Below are 23,753 nucleotides of genomic sequence, written 5' to 3' on the forward strand. Positions count from 1 at the left end.
TTTGTCTTTTATCTATCTTCCGGTTCCGGTAGTATCACATCTCTTCCTCTACCGGAATCATCAAGCAATAACATTTGACATAAACCAATATTTGTAGAATATGAAAGGCACCTTCCCTCGGATTCGTCCTCTACATTCTTTTCCCACTCAACAAATATTACAGTAGGTGATGAAAAAACCGTTGGACTCTTGGCCTCCTCTTTATCCCCTTCAACAATGAACTGTTCTCTTAGGCTCCCATCCTTGCGATAAATCTTGTATCCATTCCATAGTGAATTAACACGCCATACGTATTTATATCCATCATAAATAAGAGGATTGTCTGCATTGGCAACCACGTCGGGGCACTCAATACGTTCCTTAGAAATTACTTCACAACCTTTGTCAAAAGATAATGCTAAACCTATGAATGCACTTTTTCCAGGATGTTTCATTCCTTCCTTTTCATAGAAAAAGAACTCATTTCTTGCTGTATCTACATAAGCGAGATTATCAAAAGCGTACCCTGCGCATTGCTTTAAAATACTCACTTCTTTTGTTTCTCTATCCACAATAATAATATCGTTATTTCTGGCTAAAAATATGTTTTTATCGTTATAGCCAAACAACTTGTCATAGAGGCATAATTCTTTAGCGCTTCCATCCTGGGATACAGATAATAGCGCATATTCCTGGCTCTGCCTGGTCATGTCCGCAGCAAAAATACAAACATCTCCATCAGAAGTGCCGTAAGGCCTCATCACCATTACTGGTTTTCTTCCTTTAAGCATATCAATGGTAATTTTGACAGTCTCCGTTGACATAGCATAATTCTCTGAATACTTAGTAGATGCACTGGCCACCTCAATGGCAACACTATCATCAAGTATTTCCTGCTTTTTTATCCAGGAAACAATGTCTTTACCAACTGATATTGTAGGATGTTCCATCGTTATCGAATCATCAGCACTGATTACATCCAGAATTGTAGCTTTTTGCGATGTCGGCTTGACAAATCCTATGAAGAAATCCTTGTTTGTAGCTCTTAAGAACTTATCATCAACCTCAAAAATGCCTTTTTCACCCATCTGCTCAGTAATGCATTCTGATTCGGATCCCATAATTGTTGATAGCTTTGCTTTGAAAAAGACTCTTCCATTAGCCTCCACAAAATCAAAGCCACTGTATCTTTCCGATACAGCACTTATGCCATACCACGTTTTTAGCCATTGACAGCTGTTATTCCAAAACATTGCACATTTTCGTTTCATATATTTGTACCTTCATCCAGAAAACTTCAGCAGTTGTGTATTGCACTTCTTAGTGCATCCAGCCATCAAGCCTTTTCGCATTGCTGCATACATAGTTCATCAACTTATTGGGGCGGAACATGAATTCTCTTTTAAGTCCACCATTCCATTTACCCCATATCATATCTCTGAATTTACCTGCAAATTTATAATCTTTCCCATCAACAGGGGCTCCAATCAATTCCTGAATTTCCTTTATATAAGGCACATACTCATAATTATCCCATGCCATATAAAGTCCATCATTCATCTTCTGCCAGTAGGTATAAACAGGATCCCCGCAATATATAAAGAATACAATGTCCGGATGACTCGAATAATATTTCGCCATTTTCTGAGCATACCGTTCATCAAATTTTATCTTACAGATTGGGATAAAACCTCTCCTGCAATAAGTTGGCTCAAGGTTATCACAGGCATAGCAATCAAGCCTGCTGCCTCCTACCATTACAGCATTGGCAAATGCTATTCCAAGGAAGTTTTGCATCTTGCTGTAAGGAGATTTAAGTACAGAAATCATTTCCCCTGTCTCACTTACAGCAACAAATCCCTCACTGTCACCAAATTCAAGACAGGTAGCATACCTTAGCTCTTTAAACTCTCGAATCTCAATTCGTGAATTCTTGTCAGCACTATAAAGGCTCTTAATATATTCCTGCTTCTCTATAAATTTTTTCGGATCAATGACTCTTCCAATTGGCAAATCCTCGGGAATAAGGCGCTTTTCAATAAAGCTGTCCGTATCTCCGTAGAGAATTGTTTTGCCCTTGGCTTGTAAGTGTTGTTCCATTTGCGCCCTTTCTATCCCATCATAATTATGTTTCCAGTGTGACCATACAATTCAGTCCCTCCAAATAACTCATGGAGATATTTTTTTCATGAAGGTAGTTATACAATGTTATTATTGGAGAATCCTGCTCCCAGTACAAGTAATGATCAGGTTCTGTATCCTTATCATCATATATCATGGATATTGAAAAGTCCGGCATGTAATAATCCTCATCTGGGTCATATCTGCAGAAATCAGCTGTTCTTACACAAAGGTGAAGCTCCTCTACATGAATAATGACGCCTTCCGTAATGATAAGCGCCTCCTCATCGTCAGGTACCTTTATCTCATGGGAAGTACGCGGAGGATCAGTTTCTGTAATCTCACATATACAATCAACCAGTTCATCAAGAGTACAGTATTTTTTTAATTCATTCACCACAACATTCCTCTAGGTCCTTCTCTAGTGCTTCAAGAAAGATATTTAAATAATAGTCAAACTTTGCCCGCCATTCGTCATAGGATTCAAATTGATTACTTAGTGGAATTCCAACAGGAAAGAAATAAAAATATATATCATTATTATCACTAATTGTTCTTTTGCGGCCTTTTTGGCGATCCTCTAATTTTTTCACATTCTTGGCCAGATCGAGTTTAAAGGGATAGATGATACCAGTACCCTTTGCTTTGACCACAACCATATCCCTTATACATTTGTCAATATCATTAGCTTTTTTAGAGACACTATTATCACTCCATCCAGGTTTAAATTTTGCATCCAGGATAAGAACCGGAATATTGTTGTGCAAAAAAACAAAGTCTGGAATGCTAGTGCAGATATACTTTCCCTTTAAAGTCTTTACATATTCATATGGCTCTTGTGCAAGTATCTTATACCTGTCCATATATCGTCTCTGCATCTCATACATGAGAAAATCTTCCCATATATCTGGCAAATAGTATAAAAAGCCTCTAACTTGACCAGACGTAGCATCAAAAATCGACATTCCTATATTTCTCAATATTCTAAGACAAATCTTTCTAGTCTCTTCATATTCTGTGTAGTAAGGATGTGATATTGGAGTGGCATTTTCTATTATTATTTTATGCACATCCAATCTACTATGCTCAATCTGAAATGAAAGGACATTTATGTAGTCTCTGATAGCAATATCTTTGTCTATCTTCTCTTCCACCAGCTGTGGGTATCTTTCTTTTAAATGCTTATAGGCTGATAACAATAGTCTGTTAAACCTATTATCTACAGAGTTTTCCCTGAAAGAATAGGCTATAGCACCGTTTTCCTTCCCTGCGTTTAGCTTTATATGTCGCGCGATATCTATAGTTCCCTTTAATCTGTCGTCATTTCTTTCAAAACGTTGATATGTCCTGTAATGCCCCTTCGGGATGGCTTTTTTGATACTATCTGCAAAAAGATCCACAAGCAGAAAATCATACAACTGATCCATATTCTCAAAGACACTGGAAGAATGGGATTTAAGTTTTCCATGATTTAGCAAGGTATGAAGAAAATACCAGGAATCATTCGAGTCCATTCTGCTATGTACCTGAAGATTGATGTAAAATGATATGTTATTATCTAACGAAATCTTCGCCGTGATCTTAGGTGCTTTTCTTATTTCTTCTATCGATACAGTCCCTGACAAAGCTCCTACTATACCACCTATCGTTTCCTTATCAAATGAAGCGATTAGCTCTAAAGAATTATTATTTCCTTCAGTATTTGCCTTCCTTTTGTTACGTTTTTCAGCCTCTCTTTTGTTACGGGTCTCACTCTTTCCGACCGTTATTCCATTATTGTCCTTGATTGCTTTGTTGAGCATTATTTCAAGCGCAGTCTGAGCTATAAGCATCCCCAGGCTGTCGGCACCATCAGCATTCATAAAAAGTTCTTTCCATGTAAAACCAATAGTTTCAATATTGTCATCTGATATTTTATAAATTTTCTGATAGTCGGTTGCCTTAATATTAATGGAATATCTTTTATTACTCATCATCTTCGTCCTGATCATCTACACTATCAGAATCATTTGATTCACTATCGATTTCATCCTGATTCTTATATTCATCTGATAATGCGCCCATGGTTTCAAAAGCTTTAGCACACTCCCTCATGAATTCTTTTACATCCTGTGAATCCCGACCTCTAACATATTCTTTAAGTATTGGTTCAAGCTTCCATTTCCAAATCTGCTGGTAACCAACAGTTTTATCAGAATCAGGATCACTAGAATTCTCGATTGGATCTCCAAAGGTCTTAAAATAGGCCGGTCCAATATGAAAAGCTTCGCTTAATCCAAATCTTCCTCCTTTGTTTTTATCACTTATAACACTATTTAGATTTGATATGCGATCAACAAGTATATCAAAAGGAGATTTTTGGCTACCCTCTTCGCCTGTACCATAATCAATTTTACCCTTTAACATCTCCCTTAACGTAGGTCTCATAACAACTTCTGCTTTTACATCTATCCATTGGAATCGTCTTCTTAAAGCAAAGTCAAAGGATTCTACACTCCGATCTATATCATTCATTGTACCGACAATATGTACATTTTCAGGCACAAAGAACCCCTTTTCAAATACATCTTCTCGCCCGTCAATATCTTTAATCTTTTTATACTCTTCACCATCCTTAATATATGTTTCTAGATTTATATATTGAGTTTTAAACCTGTTCTCAATTCCGCGGTAAGACTCCTCAAGGCCAAACATTAGCTCGCCGAAAACTCTTCCTATATCTGCCCTGTTTATCTCATCGATTACAAAGAAAAACTGATGTTCTTTATCGTCAATATAGTCTTTTATCTCGCTCCTGATATCCTTAGCATCCTGGTATTCATCCTCAAGACTGAACAATTTAAATAGTTCGTTTGCGTTACCAAATTTTTTGTAATTATCCGATTGTGATAATCGTTCCAGATTATACTCGGCAACAGTTCTACAAAATGATTTGAACGATCCATCCAGCCTTACAAAGGTATTACCACCAAGATTTACAGGACGAAGCCCTTCTACAAAATCAGAATAATCGTAGGAAGAATGAAATTGGACGAACTCTGACCTGTTAATCTCTTTTCCCCTTAATGTAAACTTATTCTTGGTTAATTCTTTAGTTACTTCTCGTACTTTATAGGTTTTTCCCGTTCCCGGCGCGCCGGTCAGAATAACCTGTTTATAATCGCTCAATACATCTAACCAATATGTGTCTTTATCAAGCTTCTGCTCATTTCTCTTATCTTCGTCCTTCTGTTTCTTACCTTCCTCAGAAAGCTCATCATAAATTAGCTTGTAGTTCTTTAGCTCATCCGGATTAATGTATCTGACAAAGCCAATCAAATACGAAATGTATCCAGACGGAAATGCAGGCTGAAAATTAACATAATATGGCGTTCCATTTATTCCAAAAATAGCAGCGTTTTCTTTTTGCCTTTTCTTTATTCTTTTGTTTTCCTCTTCATCATTGGAATCATAAACTACAACACCTGTTTTAGCGGCAAACTCTTTTTTTACAAGCTTATCGATTTCTTTCACATTTTGCTTATTATGTTTATGTAAAAGTTCAGCCATAAGATTCGCCATAGATTCTCTGGTATAGCCGCCTTTTTTTCCCGGTACTTTGTATTCTTTGCCATTGTTAACAGACTCTATACCGATGTAGCTATTATATAAGAGCTCATTTGAAGTAATATCATCCAATTCTTCCCCTCTAAGTCTTTTTCCATCCTTTCTCCTTGAATCGTACATGTCAAATAAATCGTTAAACAAAATTGAACGTTCCATAAATACACTTTTCCTTATCACATTATCCCATTTATAACCTTATACAAATTCGACGCATAAGAATCTGTCATTCCACTGATATAATCTGTAACCATAAGGAGTCTCAGATATAGTTTCTCAGCATCAGTATCTCTTTCAGTTCCTTCAAGATTCTTCTTGGCTCCCTTGTAATCTTCCTTGAAATTCCCAGGGATTTTACGAATGAAGCGATCATCGATTACAGTCATATGCTCATCAGCATCATCTTCTTCATAATAGAGAACAGCTTCTACAAAGTTTTCAAGAAGTGATTCAACGACTTTCTTGGCAGCAAGTTCCATTTCTACAAGTTCTTCGGCATCGTAAACATATTCTGCCATGGTCTTCTTCAGAATAGTAATAGTCGTCTCAACATAGGTTCCAACAAACAAATCATCATTATAGGTTCCGTTCATGATAGCATCATAGTTCTTTCCAAATGCAAAGGCCGCTCCCTTCATAAGGGATTCTCTTACTTCCGTTAGCCAATTTTCAAATATTACAAAATCAGTATCAGAAGTTCTTCTTTTTTGAGTGTAAATACTCTTTTTCAGTCTTGAAATATAACTTCTTGGCTTAGTCCACTGGGCAACGTTTTTCTCCAATCTATTTAATACAGCCTTCTCTTCATCAGTTGTAAATTGACTCTTTCTCTCATCATCCCAGGCATCTATTCTGCCCTGATCTTTTTTACCAGGTCCTTTCCTGGCCTCGGCAGACATCTTATCTCTGATTTCTTCATATTTTGCAACTTTTTCCCTTATTTCAGATTCCTCAATTTCGTCCATAAATCTTTTAAAGCTCTTATGGATTATTCTATCTGCCTGGTCAGTAAAATAGTCTATAAACTCATCTACAGTAAAACACCTCTTCATAACAGCATCTTCCAAATCTGCAGTAGAGTATGCAATATCATCAGCAGCCTCCATGATATAAACCAAGGGATGTCTTACATAAGAGCCATCGATCAGTGTACCTGTAGCTTCTCCTATCTCTTTCATAATATCTTCTTCGGCATGATAATACCCATTTTTATGTTTCTTGACATCAACACTAGTCTTGTCAAACCCATTTGATGGATTTGGATATTTAACTAATGTATTCATAACAGCATAGGTCAGGTTTATATCATGACTGTTTTCCTTATGCCTGCTCTTGGACATGATACGAAGCCCTTGTGCATTGCCTTCAAAATTCGCAAAATCTGCTTTCATCTGTTCCGTAAGCAATTCACCAATGGGCTTATTCCTGAAAGCAAAATCATTGTTCATAAACTGTTTTGCAAACCAGTTCCTTATAACATTCTCTCCATAATGGCCATAGGGCGGATTACCGGTGTCATGGAGTAGTCCTGCACATGCCACAATTGTACTTATATCATGTTCAAAGCTTGGGATGTCCTCTATTATTCTTTTATATTCTTCGGAATTATATTTGCTAAGATTTTTAGAAATCATAACTGCAAGCTGTCTTGCAATTGTAGACACTTCAAGAGAATGAGTGAGCCTTGTTCTTACAAAATCACTCTTATCAAGGAGAAATACCTGCGTTTTATCTTGAAGGCGCCTGAATGCCTGACTGGATATTATTGAAAGATAATCATCATCGAACTCTCCGGTATATCTATCTGTTTTATATTTTTCCTGCTCGTTTTTTCCTTCTTCAGACACCTGACGTTTTGTCGATAACAATTTTTTCCAATCCATAGAATGCTCCTTATTTTAAGTACGCTAAATGATGTTATATCGTAAATTATACAATAGAAAAGGTTTTATATTATACCGCCAAGCAATACTCTTATCAAAAAATGCTTATAGAAATTTCACTAATGTCTGCTTCATACGAATCACGAAACTCAGATCCCATATCTCCCATAATACTAACTTCTTCATTCCATCCCGTTTGACGAATATTTGTCATATACCGAACAATAAGCTTATCGTCTTTAATACTAAGGGACTGAACGCCCAAATAATCCTTCACTACAGGCAATATATTCACCTTTCGCTTAACGCCTCTAGCTCTGTAATGAATAATATCATTTCTTTCAAAATACATCCCCTTCTCGTCAACAACATATGGGCCAATCTTCCCAATTTTATCCAGTGTACGTCTTTCGCCATCTATTTTTGCCACTACATCTGTGTTCTTAAGCATAGCGACCTTTACCTCATCAATACTCATTTCAGGAAAGCGCTCATCCTTCTCATAGGCACCAAAACCTCTTCTCCTACAATGGCTATAATATGCTAGCCTACTCCATGACGTATCTATGTTCCATTTTTTACACAAATCCATGGACAAATAGTCTAATTCATCAATTGTATCCTCAGTTATAACCTTTTCTAGAGAAGTTGCCTTTACCTTCATATCTTTGGCAGAACTCTCATTAACAATCAAAGCAACGCCACATTTATAGCAAAACTTCGCGTCATTTGGTAATACCTGTCCACATCTATGGCATTTAACCGTATCATTCATGGGAACGGCTACTCCCGTTTCTTCACGAATAATATCCGCGCAAATTTCAACACATTTATCACAAATATATATGCCCTTAGGTCCTGCTATAAGACGCTTTACTTGTTCTAGATCTTTATTACAGAAAGAACACCTTACAATCTCAGTTGTATTTGTCATGTAACCTTCCTCCAATCAATGAAATATTTATTAACATTTCTCACATACACCGTCGATAGACATCAATCTCACTCACTAAAACAATATGTACCTTCTAAATAAAATTCAGGCTTCATGTAACCATTCTCATCATATGGCATGGTTCTGTATGAAATTGAAAAATCTCGAAAACGTCTGCTCTTGCTATTAAGCTTTATTACGCCACGTATCACACATACATCTTCAATCTTTACATCCCTAACAATAATACCTTCGTTAAATCTTAGCTTACGTATTTCCCAACCATCCTGATTGAAAACACTTTCATAATTAATAGCATTATCTCCGTCGAAATATTCATAACGATTAGGAGTATCACGAAAGGCAAATCCACCTGGTTCTCCAATATTACATTTCCAAACTTTCATGTCGTCTTTTTCGCATAGACTTCCATCTGGGGTTATAACGTACTCTTTAATACTATTATCGTGCCCATAACCATCCGCATATTCGTCGAAATGGTAAATGGTGTTATTTATCAGATTGCACCACTGGGATGAGTTAGCTCTAAATGATGTTATCTTATTCGTATGTCTATCAATGACAATATGTCCATATTCCCTATCATCATGAGATACAACATAAATATATATTCTAGAATCATTCACAAAAACATTTACAATCTCAGCTTTTGAACCTTCGCCTTCATACTCTCTAAAATTAAAAGGATGTCCACTATGTTTTAATGCCTTCTCATATGTCACCTTCAATAAACTACCATTTACAACATCTCGTTCTTTTCCGGATATTACAGAATATTCAATAATCCTTGCGCCGTCGAGTTTTCCTCCATATAACTCATTATATGATTCTGAACCAACAACAGTATAAACAAACTCATCGTACACATACATTATCTTACCTTGTATCTCAAATTCATTTATGGTTTCCCCTTGTATATCATAAATAAATAAGCGGTTGGAACCCTTTGCTTTGCAAAAGAAGCCTATATTATTAAGTACAAACCCCTCGTCATATGCACAGTCTTTTTTCCATATAACACTTTTTTCATTGTTATTTTTATTTAGTCGATGCATCTCGCTACTTGACGTCGAGGTTGTTAGAGAATATACGTAATCATCCATTGCCGACCAATCCTCAAACAATCTAACGTTGTATGAAGGCCATAAAAATTCAGTATTCTTTCCAAATTTTCTGGGATCTTCAATGTATGTAGCGAAAGGTGTAGCTTTTTTTTCTTGTCCCTGGGTATGCGTATCAACTATATTCTTGCTGATTTTCATATTCATTTCACCACTTGCAAGACTACTATCGTCATCCCAAATTCCTTGTTTTAATGAAGTCCCACAGAATCTACAAAAATTTGATCCTTCCGGCAGTTCTTTTTTACACTTAGGGCAAATAGGTTTTCTAACAATAGGTGTGCCGCATTTCATGCAGAAATTAGCATCATCAGATTGTTCACAGCCACATTTTACGCATTTAACCATTTATCTTTTCTCCTTCCGCAGAACAGATTTATTCTGAAAAATCTCTTGATAGCATCACTATCATTCCCATAAGAATAGCCCTTGGCATCAAACATATCTCTGAAGCCGCCTTTATCATTTATTATTACCCTAAGCCCATCTGACCATAAATCAAGCATCAATGCGTCAATTTCTCCACGCAGTTCCTCCACACAAGAAACAAATACACATATATTTTACACCGTAATACTGCCAAACCATATGAGTTTACTCTTTTTTTATTTTTGCGAAACCGTATCTTTATCCCCTTCCATTTGTTCCGCGATAAAAATAGGATCACAGCACTTGCTGTAATCCTATTATGAAATATCTATTTTGTTTGCTATAGACAAATTTGTCTTTTTTTCAGAGCATTATTCATAGATTACTGCTTCCATATGCATCAGTTCATCTATTGAAATATTCTTTTGCTCGGATATCAAAGCCTTAATCTCTTCCAAAGTATCAACCTGCGCAATAAAAACGTCCTCGTACGCCCCTACTTCATGTAGGTAATAGCAGATCTGGACTGCTGGCTCATTACCAGGTATTTCAGACTTATAGTACTCTCCTTTACATACCTCAAGCTTTATCTTTGGAATTTCGAAATAGTTAATGGTAAAATAGTTTTTCTCGTACTCATCTATTTCTCTTTCTTCACCAGTGTCTTCTTCATCGTCATATACAAACCACTCGCTCTCCTCGGAATTGCGATCGAATATGTAATTACTGACCCAATCAAATGCATCCTTCATTGTGCATTTTCTTGTTTCATAGGGTTTCATATCTTAGCCTCCTTCACGCATACATGCCAATCAATTAACATGTTACTATTTCCGTGCACCTCACCCTGATGGATGTATCCTCATACACTGTTCCTTCACAGTCCTTCTGACTAAACGAAATAATATAAGAGGATATCTTGTCCTCAGGAATCTTGAGGAGCCTGTTTATTATCTTTTTGTAAACACTAAGCTGCGGCCCATATTTTTCTTTAAATACCCCCTGTATATCTTCCTCAGGCACACAGTAATCATGATCCGACTTATAGTCTATAAGTACTGCCGAGCCATCTTCCTTGGTTATAATAAGGTCCGCATTTCCTTTCATGAAGATCTTCTGCTCCTCATCATCAGAATAGTATGAGAATGGAAGCTCTGTATATATGTGGCTACACCCTTTTAAAAGACTGCTTTCCTGATCCATTAGCCACCTATAATATGACTTGGCGCACTGGCCGATAAAAGCTTCTACCTCCTTTGGAGTATATTCTTCTTTAGTCCATATCGCCGTGTCTTCTTCGCTCTGAGCATCCTCTTTCTTTGCACCGCCTCTTTCTATTTCATCTATATGCTCAAAGAGGGCCTGTCTTGTAGCTGCAAGAGCAATATTCTGCGCTTCTTCATCGCCAGCCTCACTGTCGTATCTCTCCAGCAAAAGCTCCATGGTCCTATGAAGAACATTTCCTACGTGATTGCCACTGGGGCGTTTCAAAGCTTTACTCTTCTGACTTTCCCTGGTAATTCCCTGCTTTTCTGCTCTTTCTAGAACTTCTTTTCTAAAAACACGCTCGTTTTCCTTAACCTCAAGAAGACTCGGAGACTGCTTTTCATAGATAGCATGCTTCCTCTCATCAGCATCATTATCTTTTTCCAACAGATAGGTGTAATTATCCTTTCTTACATCATACTTATCGCTAGCCTTGGGTTCTCTTGGCGCATTCTTTTTTTCATTAATAATTTCTTCAATCGAAGGCAACTCCCTTAATTTATAATCAAATCCGTCCTTAAGACTGGTATCAACAATCTCATGCTTATAGTTCTTTGTCTCTTCAACCACTCTGTTGGCAAAAATGCATCCCGGAGCAACAGTATTCATAAATATAACCACCTGCTCTGCCCTCGTGACCGCAACATACTCAAGCCTGTGAAATTCTGCTTTTTCCTCTGCCACATATGAGGCAAGCAGATCCTTATCCTTCTCCCATGGATTCCAATATGCCTTCAGGATTCTATAACCGGGATAATACTCATTGCCTCTTCTATATGACGACAGCTTCTGTTCCCATATCTTGTTGTTCCTGTCAGCGATTATCACGATCTTGCCTTCAAGGCCCTTGGTTTTGTGAAGGTTCATAAGTCTGATTGATGAATCAGCATTTCTCTCCAAAGTCAGTTCATGCTCCAATTTGTCCTGTATGAAGCTTTCCATAGACTTAATTATACTAATCCCGTTACCATGCTCATTCTGACATACATACTCAATCATCTGTCTTATTCTGGCCATTGAGGTATTAACATCAATAAATGAGATGTCTTTGTCCTTATGCAAAAGAGCTGACAGCTGCCTCTCCAGGTATTCCGCCACCCCATAGGGGGTCATTCCTCTTGTGCCCTTTCTTAAAGAATCCAAAAGGTAGTCCGAATAAACATCCAGCTTCTCCTCATCCTTTATAAGATCCGTCATTCTTATCGCTTCAAGAGCTGCCACTCTGCCGAATCTGTCCTTTGGATTTATGAGATGCCTGTAGATACGAAGAAAGATGTTGACATAAATGTCCTCTGTCAGGGAAGCCTCTCCATCCAGCCTAACTGAAATGCCGCATTTTTTTAACTCCGTCAGATATTGTTTCATATTGCCCTTTTTATGGGTCATCAACAAAATATCTGATGGGATGATTTTCCTTGAGAATGGCTCATGAGTGTTTTCATCGTAGTCCGTGATCTTGTAGCCACCATCTATAAGGTTTTTTATAAGATCCACTACGTCCTGAACATCTTTCTGCGAGTTATATCCGGAAGGCACAAACCACTCTTTAGTACTGCCCTCCCCACTGGCAGCGTCTGGCTCCGCTCGGATGGTAAAGCTATCTGCAACAGTATATCTGTAAGGACCTTTCAGAAGCTTATCATCACCTTTTGCCACCTTTTTTTGCGGTTCCATAGGTATATAGGGGTGTCCTTTATCAACTATATACATTATGTTTTCTGGATCGGTATTCCCCCTCATGCCATCAGCTTCTTCAAACTTATTGTTTATCCAGTCAATAAGTTCATTGTTGCTCCTGAAGTTCCATTTAAGTTCATACACTACAGCATTGTCCAGCTTTTTCATGCGATCTTTTATATCAAAATAAACCTCTGGCTGAGCCCCTCTGAACCTATAGATGGACTGCTTCGGATCACCTACAACAAATAATGCACCATCCCTTAAGCGTATGTGCTCAGTGTCTGTTAAGTCAGATGCAAGCCTGTAAATAAAGTCGGCCTGAATGCTGTCCGTATCCTGGAATTCATCCACAAAAAAGCATTTGTACTTGGATGAAAAATAACGCAATGCACTGTCATTTTCCTCATCACAAATAAGCTTTCCTGCAAGTTCAAGGAGCATATCATTTGTAACCATATTTGATGGAAATCTCTCCTTGCAGAACTTGGCCGCCTTATCAGCATGAATGAGTAAATTGCAGTTAAATACATCGTTTGTTATGGAATAAGCTAAAGACTTAACATCCTTCTCGTCACCTGCAAGTGCCTTAATATCTTTGTATTCCTTATCCACCAAAGCTTTAATTGCCCGGTGAGCATCTTCAATTCCATCTTTATTGTAAGCTTTGGTATTTGGCTTATTGAAAATCTTAACCCCAGACAATGCCCACTTAAGGAAATATTTATCTTCCTGTAGCACATCTTCCTGTTTAAAGATAAAATCCGTTTCTCTGAACGATTTTCCTATAAGTTTTTCATCCTCAGGAAGTTTGTCAAAAGAAGATAACTTTTTTTCATCGGCTATGATAAGGCTATTTGCGCTTTCCAGCACCTTATTCTTTATCCTACTTACCCTAGCACAAATCTCGCCATTCAGATTATCAAGTTCCAGACTTTCAAGGAATTCCAGTTCCTTATTAAGCTCTTGGGAATTCTTATGCTTAATCTCAACACCATCAGGCTGTGCAAATATCCCTTGGAACATTTTATACATGCGGTCACGAATGATTTCCCTGGGAGATTGTTTTAGGTCATGTCCCTGAGCATCCGTTTTAGGGCACATTTTCTCAAGACGATTCCACTCTTTGGAGTCAAACGTCTCTCTCAAATATGCATTAAAAAGCTTCTTAAGAAGCTTTTGCTCATCCTTATCCTCTATTACAGTAAGATCAAGGGGAAGTTTTGCTGTAGTTGCCTGCTCCTTCAACAACACATTACAAAAACTGTGGATAGTGGATATATTCATTTCATCCAAAGTGGAAAAAGCACTCTTTAGAGTCTCGTCGTTAAGAGAAGCCTTCTGTACCTGTCCTGTAATCCTACCTCTCAATTCTTCAGCTGCTGCATTAGTAAAGGTTATAACTACAATCTGGGAGGGAGTTACTCCTTGCTTAAGAAGATTCACTATCCTTTGTACTATAAGGTATGTCTTTCCAGCCCCGGCCCCGGCTTCCACAAACATATTCTTTTTTAAGCTTTCAGGGTCACTGTTTGCTGCTATCTCTTCCCTTGCGTCCCGCTCTGTCAAACCATTATTCATCTGATTGCTCATATTCTATTCCTCCAACCCATCTTCTGCAGACGTCTTTATAATCGCAGTATCTCTCCTTACAATAGTCTTTCAGAGTGTATTTCATTCTCACATCTTCAATCTTTAAAAGATCCGAATCGTTTATAGGCTTATTATTCTTTTCAAACCTATCGCTGATTTTTTTGTTTTCTTTATCTAATTTTTTCTGAAGTTCATTCTCTATGGATTGGTCAATAAACTTGTCACATTCTGCAGGAATATCTTTAAGGTTGCCTGCCTGATACGCGCCAAGCACCTTGCACATAAGGTCTTTGGTATTCTCCTGAAAATCAATTTTCAGATCATCCAGTCCCCCACTTAGCACATTGCCGCAGCCATTCATAATAAAAGTAACTGACAGCCCATAATTCTCCTTGCTCTCGTAAGGGAACTCATAACCTATTTCATCGAAACTATATCCTGCGAATTTCTCAACTTCAAAAATTTTCCTAAGTTCTTCCTGATGATCTTTAATGTACTTAATAGCTGCGATTCCATAAAGGTAATGCTGAATCTGGACGCCCTTGTCCACTTCGTCCAGCTTACTCTCTTTCTTTCCTGTCTTATAATCAAGGATACGCAAATGAAGCCACTTATCATCATCAATGTATCCATCCATTCTATCAATCGATCCGTTGAATGAGAGTTTTAAATGCTCTCCCTTTTTGGAAACGCATTCATATTCAACGCCCTCAAATGCAATCTCGCAGCCAATGACCTTCCATTGATTGTCCAGCTGCCAGCAGCTAACCCTGTCTTTAAGATAAGATAGCATCTTGTCGTAGTAGTACTGTTCCTCTTTATCTCTGATGGCCTTTGACATGTATGGTTCAACCATTTCGATCTCTTTGGCACATTCACTTACAATTTCCCTTAATCTGACCTCATCCACCTTTCCTGTGAATGGTGCTTTAGGAGGCATCAACTCAGAAAAATATTTTTCCATGCTGTAATGGCACAAATTTCCCTTTGTAAAAGCAGTGAGCCAGGTTGCCCCTGACGGACTTTTCTGATCATATACCTTAAGACCGTTCACATAGCTGTAATAGTAGGCCAATGGACAGGACAGGAACGTCTGAAGACCGGTAGCACTAATTGTAATGCTGTCCAGCTTTTTCTTTTTCAAAACCTCTTTACCAGATTTCTTCCGATTTTCTTCCGCCTCCTTGCGTTTCTTCTCTCCGTAATCATAAATACCCTTTTGAAGATCATCGGCGTCAATTCTTATGTCGTCTTTCACGATAGGGTATCCGATAGCTTCCTTGAAGTCTTTCTCTTTTATTCCAAGTTCCTCTGCTATCTCCCATAAAAAAACTGACGGGCTGCTCTGCCTAAGAGCTGTGGTGTCGTAATCGTTATATAGAAATGTAATACCTCCATTATTGATTTCTGCCAGAGTCCTGCAGATATCCTTTCGTCTTGCGCTGTTTTTTTCACCCGCCAAAACAACCGGGCAGGTATCCTTCCCTGCATTCTTTATATACCTTCTCTTTTCATCATCCAAAAGGATAGGTGACTGCTTTGTATCCACCGAGAGCTTTCCCGCCGAGAGTCCCAAAATATAAACCAGACTCCTCTCAACAACTTGAATGCCCTTCATTACACTGATTGCAACCGCCCCCGGTTCAGGCTCATCATTGACAGTCAGCTGATTAAGAAAGTCTTCTATTAAAGTCAGTCTATCCTCAAAGCTTCGTTCTTTATCATAGTACTCAAGCTTTTTCACCTGTGTATAAATACTCTCTGAAAGCTTTTCTCTTTCCCTGTTTTTCTTGTAAGTATATAGCCGCACAAACTCCCAAAGTTCCAAGAGAATTTTACTGGCACTCTTTTCATGATCGAATACATCCACAAACTTTGTAAGAAAGTCTGCAAAGATTTCTTTTCCTTTTTGTCTCTCAACAATGTATTTTTTTTCATCCTGTGTTTTGGAATCATCCTTGCTGACTTCGCTTATGGCATCCTCTGCCTCTTTTTGAGTCCTTTTCTGATACTCAATATAGCGCTCCTTGCTCCAACCAATACCCTTCGAAAGTGCATCATTATATCCAGCCACAGGGTTAATGTAGACAGAGTCAGATTCAGCCACATTTTCAAAGGTAACCGCAGGGTTAAGGCAAACGTTTTCCAGTAGCTCATATGAATAGTTTTCTCTAGCCGCCGCAATAAGTGCTAGCATCAGCTGGGTTAAGTTGAGCTCTGTTGCCGGATACCCATTAGAGATGACATAAGGAATCTCATCTGCATCAAAAGAAGCCTTAACATAATTAAGGTACTCGGGGCTTGTGTAAAACACCTGTACATCGCCATAGATATTCGTTTTACAGTTCTTTATGTCAAATGCAACCTGGCGGACTTCATTGGCACAGCCGTATGCTCTGTAAATGTTTATATCTTTATTTTCAAGAGCTTTTTTCAAGTCAATATCTGTCATGTAGTCCTCAAGCTCATAAAGTCCCTGCTCATCATTGAACCTAAGAAACTTTGTCAAAAGAGCTATGAGTCTTTCTTCAACATCACTCCATTTGTTGGAAATAAGGTTTCCCAGCACTGCCCCCTTTGAAAGATATGGAAGGTACAACGACAGCTCTTTTTGATCTGCTATTCCTTCCAATATCTCTATTGATTTACTATATAATCTGGAGGTGTCGTAAAGTTCTCTCTCATTTAATGTATCTTCATAGACAGCAATGATTTCCTTAATCTCTGTCACCTTGGCACCACCATCACTGCCATAGTCATCTGTAAGATCGTTTTGCCTAAGTTCATTTATACAATTCAAAATATCCCTTACTGTAGTCAGAGTAAGGCTCTGCGCCGCTAAAGTCTTACATTCATGATGATGTAGCAGTTCATCAAATACATAAAGAGATTCATCCGAATCAAGTATTTGTGGAAATTTCTCACCTTTAACCGCACAATACCCTATATAGAGTTCCTTTGCCACATCGCTTAAAGTCATGGCCTCAATATTAAATATATCTATTCCATGCTGTATATTGAGCCGTCGGAAAAGAGAATTGGCATAAGACACCCTGTTTGCCAATACAATCTTCCTTCCATCGGTACTCTTAGTTGCAAACTCTGATAGCATCATAGTCAATTCTCCTTATAAATGCCTTATTAAGCGTCAATACATTATCATTATATCACGCAAAACCATATCTAACTACGCGCCCATACTGATTATCATCCGCCTCTGAGAGCTTTTTCACAGTGTCAATTACATCCTTTTTCGTAATCACCTGCATCATCCTCTTGGTCTGCTTTGCTACCGGTATTTCCATGATTCTCTCGGCCATGGTCATCTGACAGTTATCTACAAAACTTCTTGCTTCACGTCCATTACCGAAGTTGCTATCATTCACTCTTTTCTCAAAATAAGTATAAACAGGGCCCATAGCATCTTCCTCAAACATAAAGCCGTATCTGCCGGCAATTCCCTTAACTATATCAATCATCTGAATAGCGTTATATGATGGAAATACGATAGTTCCGTTAATCCTGCTCTTAATCCCCGGATTGGAGTCCAGAAACTCCTTCATCTTGTTATTCCTCTCCATGACATCCGCTCCGCCATAACCGGCAAAGAAGATTAGTCTGTCTTTTCCATGATCCTCCAGCTCAATAGCGAGCTGTGCCAGCGCTTCCTGGGAATATGTATCCATACCACCCATATCAGATGCAGTAAGTGAATATGCTTCATCAATAATGATAATGTCATGATCCTCGAATATCTGATGAACCCTAGGCGCAGTCTGACCAACAAACTGTCCCTTGAGTTGCGCTCCTGAAAAAGAGCCAAACCTTGTTCCGCCAAGGAGATGCTCCTCTTTCATTCTTTGTCCCAGAATATTAGCCATTGTGGTCTTGGCAGTACCGGGTGCACCTATGAGCAGGAATATATTTCTATAATCAAGTCCCGGTAAGCCTCTTCTTCTCCTTTCGTTACTAAATTTGATTGACTTTATAATGTTCTCAAATTGCCGCTTTACATCTTCCATTCCAACAAGGTCATCCATCTTAACTGTATCGGATTTTTCCTTTTTATTCTCCTGTGCTTTTTCCAAGACATTTTTAAGGACCCCTGTCTCTGAGAACATCTCTTTGGTAAGGACAGTTTTCTGAGGGTATTTATGCTTAATATATTTAAGTATCCTGTCTATTGCTCTGCATGGGTTGTCATCCATAAAACAAATATTTTTTAATAGTTTTCTAAGTGGGAACCTCTTTTCAAGAGAATAGCCATAATCACTTAGATAATTTTTAAATAAAATACTATAATAGTTTTCTTTTTCTGCTGTTTTTGCATTTATGTTAATAACCTCTGCAGTATATCTAAGTATCAGAGAGCACAGAGAAAAATCTTCATCATATTTCTGCATGTAGGGAGTCCACGTAAGCGATGTATCTATTTCCGAAACTTCTGTTTCCTTCTTTTCCTGAAAAAGATCTTTTGTGCCGGTGTTTCTTACTAATATGTAATAAACGGTACAGCCATTTTTCATAAATTTGCAAAAAGATTCATGCCATAAATCCTTGTGATCTAAAGGATTATATATGAAGCCCATACCCTGGTCATGCTTGTATAACGCAATGTTTCCATCTTCATCGGCCATACATTTGTCCACAATGCAGACATCTCCTTCATAATCTATCCAATATGGATCAGATTTCTTTTGTTCCATGTTATAATTCATCGAAAAAGGTCCATCTGTAAAATTTGGATTTTCCGACATATCGTAACTAAGGAGCTCATTTATATCTATCACTGGTATATTGTTGTCGTAATCAAATGCACAATAATCATCTTCATCTGCCCCAGAATCTTCATTTGCAAAGCCTATACTTGCAGCAAGATATGTAACTGCTTTAAAACCTTCTTCCTCAGTATCGCAAATAATAATAACCATATCGCTTCCTTGGCCGTCCAGGAATTCTCTGCATGCCTTGTACTGGACTGCGCCAGCCTTAATATCATTCTCAAGATCAGCTTTGGAATACTCGGTACTGATATGTAAGTATCTACATTTTTCCTTATTATTTCCTTTTTCATTTTCATGCTTAAGAAATATCTCACAAACATCCGGTTCTAATAGTTTAAGATTCTTTGCCATATAATCCTCCTTACATACTAGGTCAAAAGAAAAAGACCATGGGATTCTCTCCACGGTCTTAGGATAAAGCAATTATGGAATATACATTAGACAAATCTGTCCAATTCATCTATTGTCTTTTTAATCGCGTTTTGAACATCAACGGTTAAGCTTTCAGGAAATAACGGCTTAACGATAGTATACTGCTGAACACAAAACATCTTTACATTGTCATAATCAGCAAACACTGTTAATCTTACATATTTATCATCCTGTTCAACAATCTTCACATCATTTCCTGCACCAAAATAATCAATGGCAACAGTGATTGCGTTCTTTTTACACAAAAGCTCACATTTTTTAATACCATTATCACCATAATATGCCATGAGTGGATATTTTGCTGTATATGAATCTGCATCAAATTTCTTTCCCTTAAAAAATTTCTGAAGTTTTACTGGGATTTCTTCTCTCCTTTTAAACCGGATTTTCTTCCCGTCCCCTGTTTTAATTAGTTCAATTGCATAAAGCCTATCCACCCGGTAATGGGTTGGGTTACTATAGCCTTCATGTGTCGCAATTAAATAATACTGTCCATTCTGGCATAACATCGCATAAGGATTGAGTATACTCTCCTTCTCTCTCTTTGGAATAAAGACAGTCCTATCATTCTCAGTAGCATAAGTTCCCGGAATCACCTTAACCATAAGCTGATGCTTGATGGCATATTGAAGCAAAGAAAACTTCTTTAAAGTTACCGATGCTTTCGATGGGGGAAGCAAAGCATCATAGCCCTTTTCAGGCCTTCTGGGAAGCCTTAACGCGCTTCTATCCTTCTTATATGATAGAAGTTCTTTTTCTCCATCTTTATAACTGCAAGCAGCATCCAATCTTCGAATAAGGAACTCTGTTTCCTCCATGGATAAATAGTGATTACTCTCAACAGCAGCGCAGATCATCGAAACATCTCCACCACTTAGAATTGGTTCATAGTAATAGGATACTGGTCTGGTGCCCAGTGCTTTCACCTGTCCCCCCATTACTCTGTAAAATGCCTCCCCATATGCTGACTGATTACCAGAACTGTATAGATTCCCTAGTGTTTCCATTTCCTGAAGACGTCTTGAAACGGTTTTAGCAATTGGATTAGCCTCGCCATCCTTTATATTGTTTTCTCCAAGCCCCGTCAAAGCAGTCACTTTAGCAGATATTTGTGCAACTGTCATTGGATTCTCATCGTCTGAATACATCCTGAGAACGTATAATATCCATAATTCCATATATGAAGACAGTAGCTTTTCTTGATCGTTTTTCACGAAGTTAATACCTCTCTTTAATACCTAATCTGAAAACTGCTTTCATCCTCCAGTGGGATAGTCGCTTTTGTCATATCAAGCACTTCTATGAAGCGTCCATCCTTTACTTTTTGGATAAACATATCTATGGCAGCGGGATTTCCCTGGGCTTCCACAGTAACAGAGCCGTTCCACTCGTTTTTTACCCAGCCGGTAAGGCCGTACATGATTGCAGTGTGATACGCAGTATATCTAAAACCAACTCCCTGCACATATCCTTTAAAATTCAGATGTACTCTGATTATTTCTGACATAAATCTTAATCCCGTTCTTTTACCAGTTGATGTACCGGTAATTATTATGCCGCATTGTCCATGTACTCTTCAACCAAATAATCATAGGCATCTATAGATTCTGAAAAACGCTTCAGAACATCTTCTGCCTTGTACAGTCCATCTGCATTTTTCTCTAATCCAGTAAGCCCAAGGCTGTAGATTCCAGGAGGGTTATCTGCTCCAAGAAGAGAAAGTCCGCGGAGCTGCTCAGTTTTCTGATATACGATATCGATACTGATAAACTCTTCTCCGGCGTCATCTCTCCATCTGCTGATTCCTCCAGAATTTTTAGTCTTTCTATAAATACTTTTCCTATCATCATTTCACTATTGTACTTATACAGAAAACTTATATTTCCCTTTCCCCATTCCTTCTACCGGAACTATGATCTTCATTTCATCCTCCATCCTTTTCAAATAGGACGTTGCTGTCACTTCCGAACAACCAAGAATTTCGACTACTCGAGAATTCCCAAAAACCTCTGTCCCGATTTCCTCATATAACTTCAATACGTTTTGTTTTATTTTATTTGTATACCCCGAATCCAAGATTTTCTGCTTGAAATCTTTGGTTTCAGTCTCAATCCAAACTTTTTTCTTTGGTTTTGAGCCATTTTTTATTTCATAGTATTCTTCATTTACAGGTATAACCACAGAAGTAACGTTGTCATTTACATCAAAAGTCTTATAGAAAAGATCCGGAGATCCATTTTCCCGCATTGATCTTTTGGCTTCCCCGATACCTGTTCCGAAAGATTCTATAATGCCTAATGCTTTAAACATATCCCTGATTTCAGGATTCTCCGTGTCTCGCTCGTTAAAAAACGTTCTCTCATTCAGATCACTTATGCGTATAGGCGGTAACGGCTTGTTATAATTCACAATGTTTATCTGTTTTTCAGACACATAAATCTGGATTGGCTTACCATTTTCATAGTTGTTATGAACAATGGCATTTGCAAGCAATTCTTCCAGTGCAATAAACGTGAAGTTCTCGATTTTACGATTATCTGAGTTGCCATCATCACGTATAACCAATTCATTTAAGAAATTGTTATTGATGTACTCCAACGCAGCATAATACTGTTTCCAAACTGCACCTTTAAATACTTTGGATTCCATCTTTCTTTTTGTGCCAAACATATCAACTATTAGTTCCGTATATGCATATGGAATACGATCTTCCGGATGCCCGGAAAACATGAGTACAGCATAATTTTTAACTCGTCTTTCAGTTGGATCATTTTTATCAATCAAATCCAGGGCCTTAGCCAGCTCTTTCTTTTCCATTCCATCACTGATTTGTCTTGAGCTTGTAATAGAAAAGTATTCTCTTAATAAGTCAATATCTAAGTCATCAATTGAAGCACCGGAACTTACAATCGAACTAAAATGAAAATTGGAAAACTTACGCAGCAGATCATACTCTTCATCTACTCTCGCAAGACGTGTTTCCGCTTCAATTCTCACATATCTTCCCGGTTTAAGATTAATCTTTTTGTCTTTTTCAGCTTTTTCAGCCACCATGAAAGGCCCTCCGGTCTGGCGCTTTACAATAATAAGCAAATAACTGATTCCATCCATATCATTTGCTACTACTTCAAACGCAACATTGGGATATAAAAAAGAGCGCAATGAATTGATGCTATTCTTGCATTTTTCCAGCCGTCCTTCAGTAACTCCCTTGATTGGAAGAACCGGAATCGCTTTCTGTTCTTCGTTATTTTCCTCTTCGACACCAATAAAAATATATTGAATATCATTGTTGTAATAGTTATTTCCGTATGCGCAGATGGTTTTTAATATTTTATCCAGCTGTTGCTCTGATGCCTTGTATTCTATATACGAGCATTCTGCTGTTTTGTTCTTAAGTATTTCATTTGCCTGTTTTTTTATCTGTCTATAATCCATAGTTTTATCCTCCGAATCCAAAGAAATTTTATCTCAAACCAAAGTTTTTGTCAATCAATCCAAAGAAAAAACACCCTGCATTATGCAAAGTGCTTGCATCATTCATCGGGTAGTTCACCTCAAAAGGTGTAAATCAGATACTATTCTGCCCATAAATGGCTTATTTCCGCCATTCTTTACTTTGGCATTAAATCCTGCCGTGGCAGACGAATAAAACTCTTACTTTTCCCATTTTATCTACTCTTATCTTCCCTTTTCTTCACTTTTACTCATATTCTACTCATACAATTTTATCCCATTTTTACTCATATCTCCATTTATCTTTTTATATCTTCTCCTTCATTTTGAGTAAAATCTTAAGTAAATTCCACACCTTAAAAAGTACAATAGCAACCATTATTTATTAGTATCATTTCCATTTTTTAAGTCTGGCACTTTGGCACATATATCCTAATTTTAGAGAGATTGCCGAAGTTGTTCGTAGATTAAAAAACGAACAAATAAAACACCTGTCTTACTCTCACACGGAGTA

General features: G+C 37.8%; 15 protein-coding genes and 1 pseudogene. All 16 read right to left on the reverse strand.

The window, feature by feature from the left end; all coding sequences use genetic code 11:
* Nucleotides 1-8: 8 nt before the first annotated feature.
* Nucleotides 9-1,250: a hypothetical protein gene (locus C4S54_RS08965; RefSeq protein WP_103869228.1), complete on the reverse strand. Its 1,242-nt coding sequence runs from the start codon at nt 1,248-1,250 to the stop codon at nt 9-11.
* Nucleotides 1,251-1,299: 49 nt separating this feature from the next.
* Nucleotides 1,300-2,079, reverse strand: a complete 780-nt coding sequence (locus C4S54_RS08970; protein WP_103869229.1) for a hypothetical protein — start codon at nt 2,077-2,079, stop codon at nt 1,300-1,302.
* A gap of 25 nt (nt 2,080-2,104) precedes the next feature.
* Complete coding sequence (locus C4S54_RS08975; RefSeq protein ID WP_103869230.1) at nt 2,105-2,497, reverse strand: hypothetical protein; 393 nt, start codon at nt 2,495-2,497, stop codon at nt 2,105-2,107.
* The gene (locus tag C4S54_RS08980; protein ID WP_160110736.1) at nt 2,490-4,073 is read right to left on the reverse strand and encodes a 5-methylcytosine restriction system specificity protein McrC; all 1,584 of its coding nucleotides are present in this window, start codon (nt 4,071-4,073) and stop codon (nt 2,490-2,492) included. The genes C4S54_RS08975 and C4S54_RS08980 overlap by 8 nt, the downstream gene beginning before the upstream one ends.
* Nucleotides 4,066-5,862 (reverse strand): McrB family protein, encoded by a 1,797-nt coding sequence (locus tag C4S54_RS08985; RefSeq protein ID WP_103869232.1) that lies wholly within the window; start codon nt 5,860-5,862, stop codon nt 4,066-4,068. Before C4S54_RS08985 ends, C4S54_RS08980 begins: the two co-directional genes overlap by 8 nt.
* 17 nt (nt 5,863-5,879) lie before the next feature.
* Complete coding sequence (gene dgt, locus C4S54_RS08990; protein ID WP_103869233.1) at nt 5,880-7,586, reverse strand: dGTP triphosphohydrolase; 1,707 nt, start codon at nt 7,584-7,586, stop codon at nt 5,880-5,882.
* A 793-nt stretch (nt 7,587-8,379) separates the two neighbouring features.
* Nucleotides 8,380-8,520 (reverse strand): annotated as a pseudogene (locus C4S54_RS16430) (ClpX C4-type zinc finger protein); the annotation flags it as partial.
* Nucleotides 8,521-8,588: 68 nt separating this feature from the next.
* Nucleotides 8,589-10,010, reverse strand: a complete 1,422-nt coding sequence (locus C4S54_RS09000; protein ID WP_103869235.1) for a zinc ribbon domain-containing protein — start codon at nt 10,008-10,010, stop codon at nt 8,589-8,591.
* Nucleotides 9,995-10,171, reverse strand: coding sequence for a hypothetical protein (locus C4S54_RS16000; RefSeq protein ID WP_160110737.1), 177 nt, complete (start codon nt 10,169-10,171; stop codon nt 9,995-9,997). Before C4S54_RS16000 ends, C4S54_RS09000 begins: the two co-directional genes overlap by 16 nt.
* A 231-nt stretch (nt 10,172-10,402) precedes the next feature.
* Entirely contained in the window at nt 10,403-10,813 is a 411-nt protein-coding gene (locus C4S54_RS09005) for a hypothetical protein (RefSeq protein WP_103869236.1), read from the reverse strand.
* A 34-nt stretch (nt 10,814-10,847) separates the two neighbouring features.
* Nucleotides 10,848-14,567, reverse strand: coding sequence for a UvrD-helicase domain-containing protein (locus tag C4S54_RS09010; RefSeq protein WP_103869237.1), 3,720 nt, complete (start codon nt 14,565-14,567; stop codon nt 10,848-10,850).
* Nucleotides 14,548-17,682, reverse strand: a complete 3,135-nt coding sequence (locus tag C4S54_RS09015; protein ID WP_103869238.1) for a PD-(D/E)XK nuclease family protein — start codon at nt 17,680-17,682, stop codon at nt 14,548-14,550. Before C4S54_RS09015 ends, C4S54_RS09010 begins: the two co-directional genes overlap by 20 nt.
* Before the next feature lie 52 nt (nt 17,683-17,734).
* Nucleotides 17,735-19,702 carry an ATP-binding protein gene (locus C4S54_RS09020; protein ID WP_103869239.1) on the reverse strand — a complete coding sequence of 656 codons (1,968 nt, stop codon included), beginning with the start codon at nt 19,700-19,702 and terminating at the stop codon, nt 17,735-17,737.
* An 86-nt stretch (nt 19,703-19,788) separates the two neighbouring features.
* On the reverse strand, nt 19,789-20,997 hold the full coding sequence (locus C4S54_RS09025) for a helix-turn-helix transcriptional regulator (protein WP_103869240.1): 1,209 nt from the start codon (nt 20,995-20,997) through the stop codon (nt 19,789-19,791).
* A gap of 17 nt (nt 20,998-21,014) precedes the next feature.
* Nucleotides 21,015-21,290, reverse strand: coding sequence for an acylphosphatase (locus tag C4S54_RS09030; RefSeq protein ID WP_103869241.1), 276 nt, complete (start codon nt 21,288-21,290; stop codon nt 21,015-21,017).
* A 356-nt stretch (nt 21,291-21,646) separates the two neighbouring features.
* Nucleotides 21,647-23,221 carry an RNA-binding domain-containing protein gene (locus C4S54_RS09040; protein ID WP_103869243.1) on the reverse strand — a complete coding sequence of 525 codons (1,575 nt, stop codon included), beginning with the start codon at nt 23,219-23,221 and terminating at the stop codon, nt 21,647-21,649.
* Nucleotides 23,222-23,753: the final 532 nt, after the last annotated feature.

Origin of the sequence: Butyrivibrio sp. Su6 (genome assembly GCF_900108105.1) — a bacterium.
Taxonomy (GTDB): domain Bacteria; phylum Bacillota; class Clostridia; order Lachnospirales; family Lachnospiraceae; genus Butyrivibrio.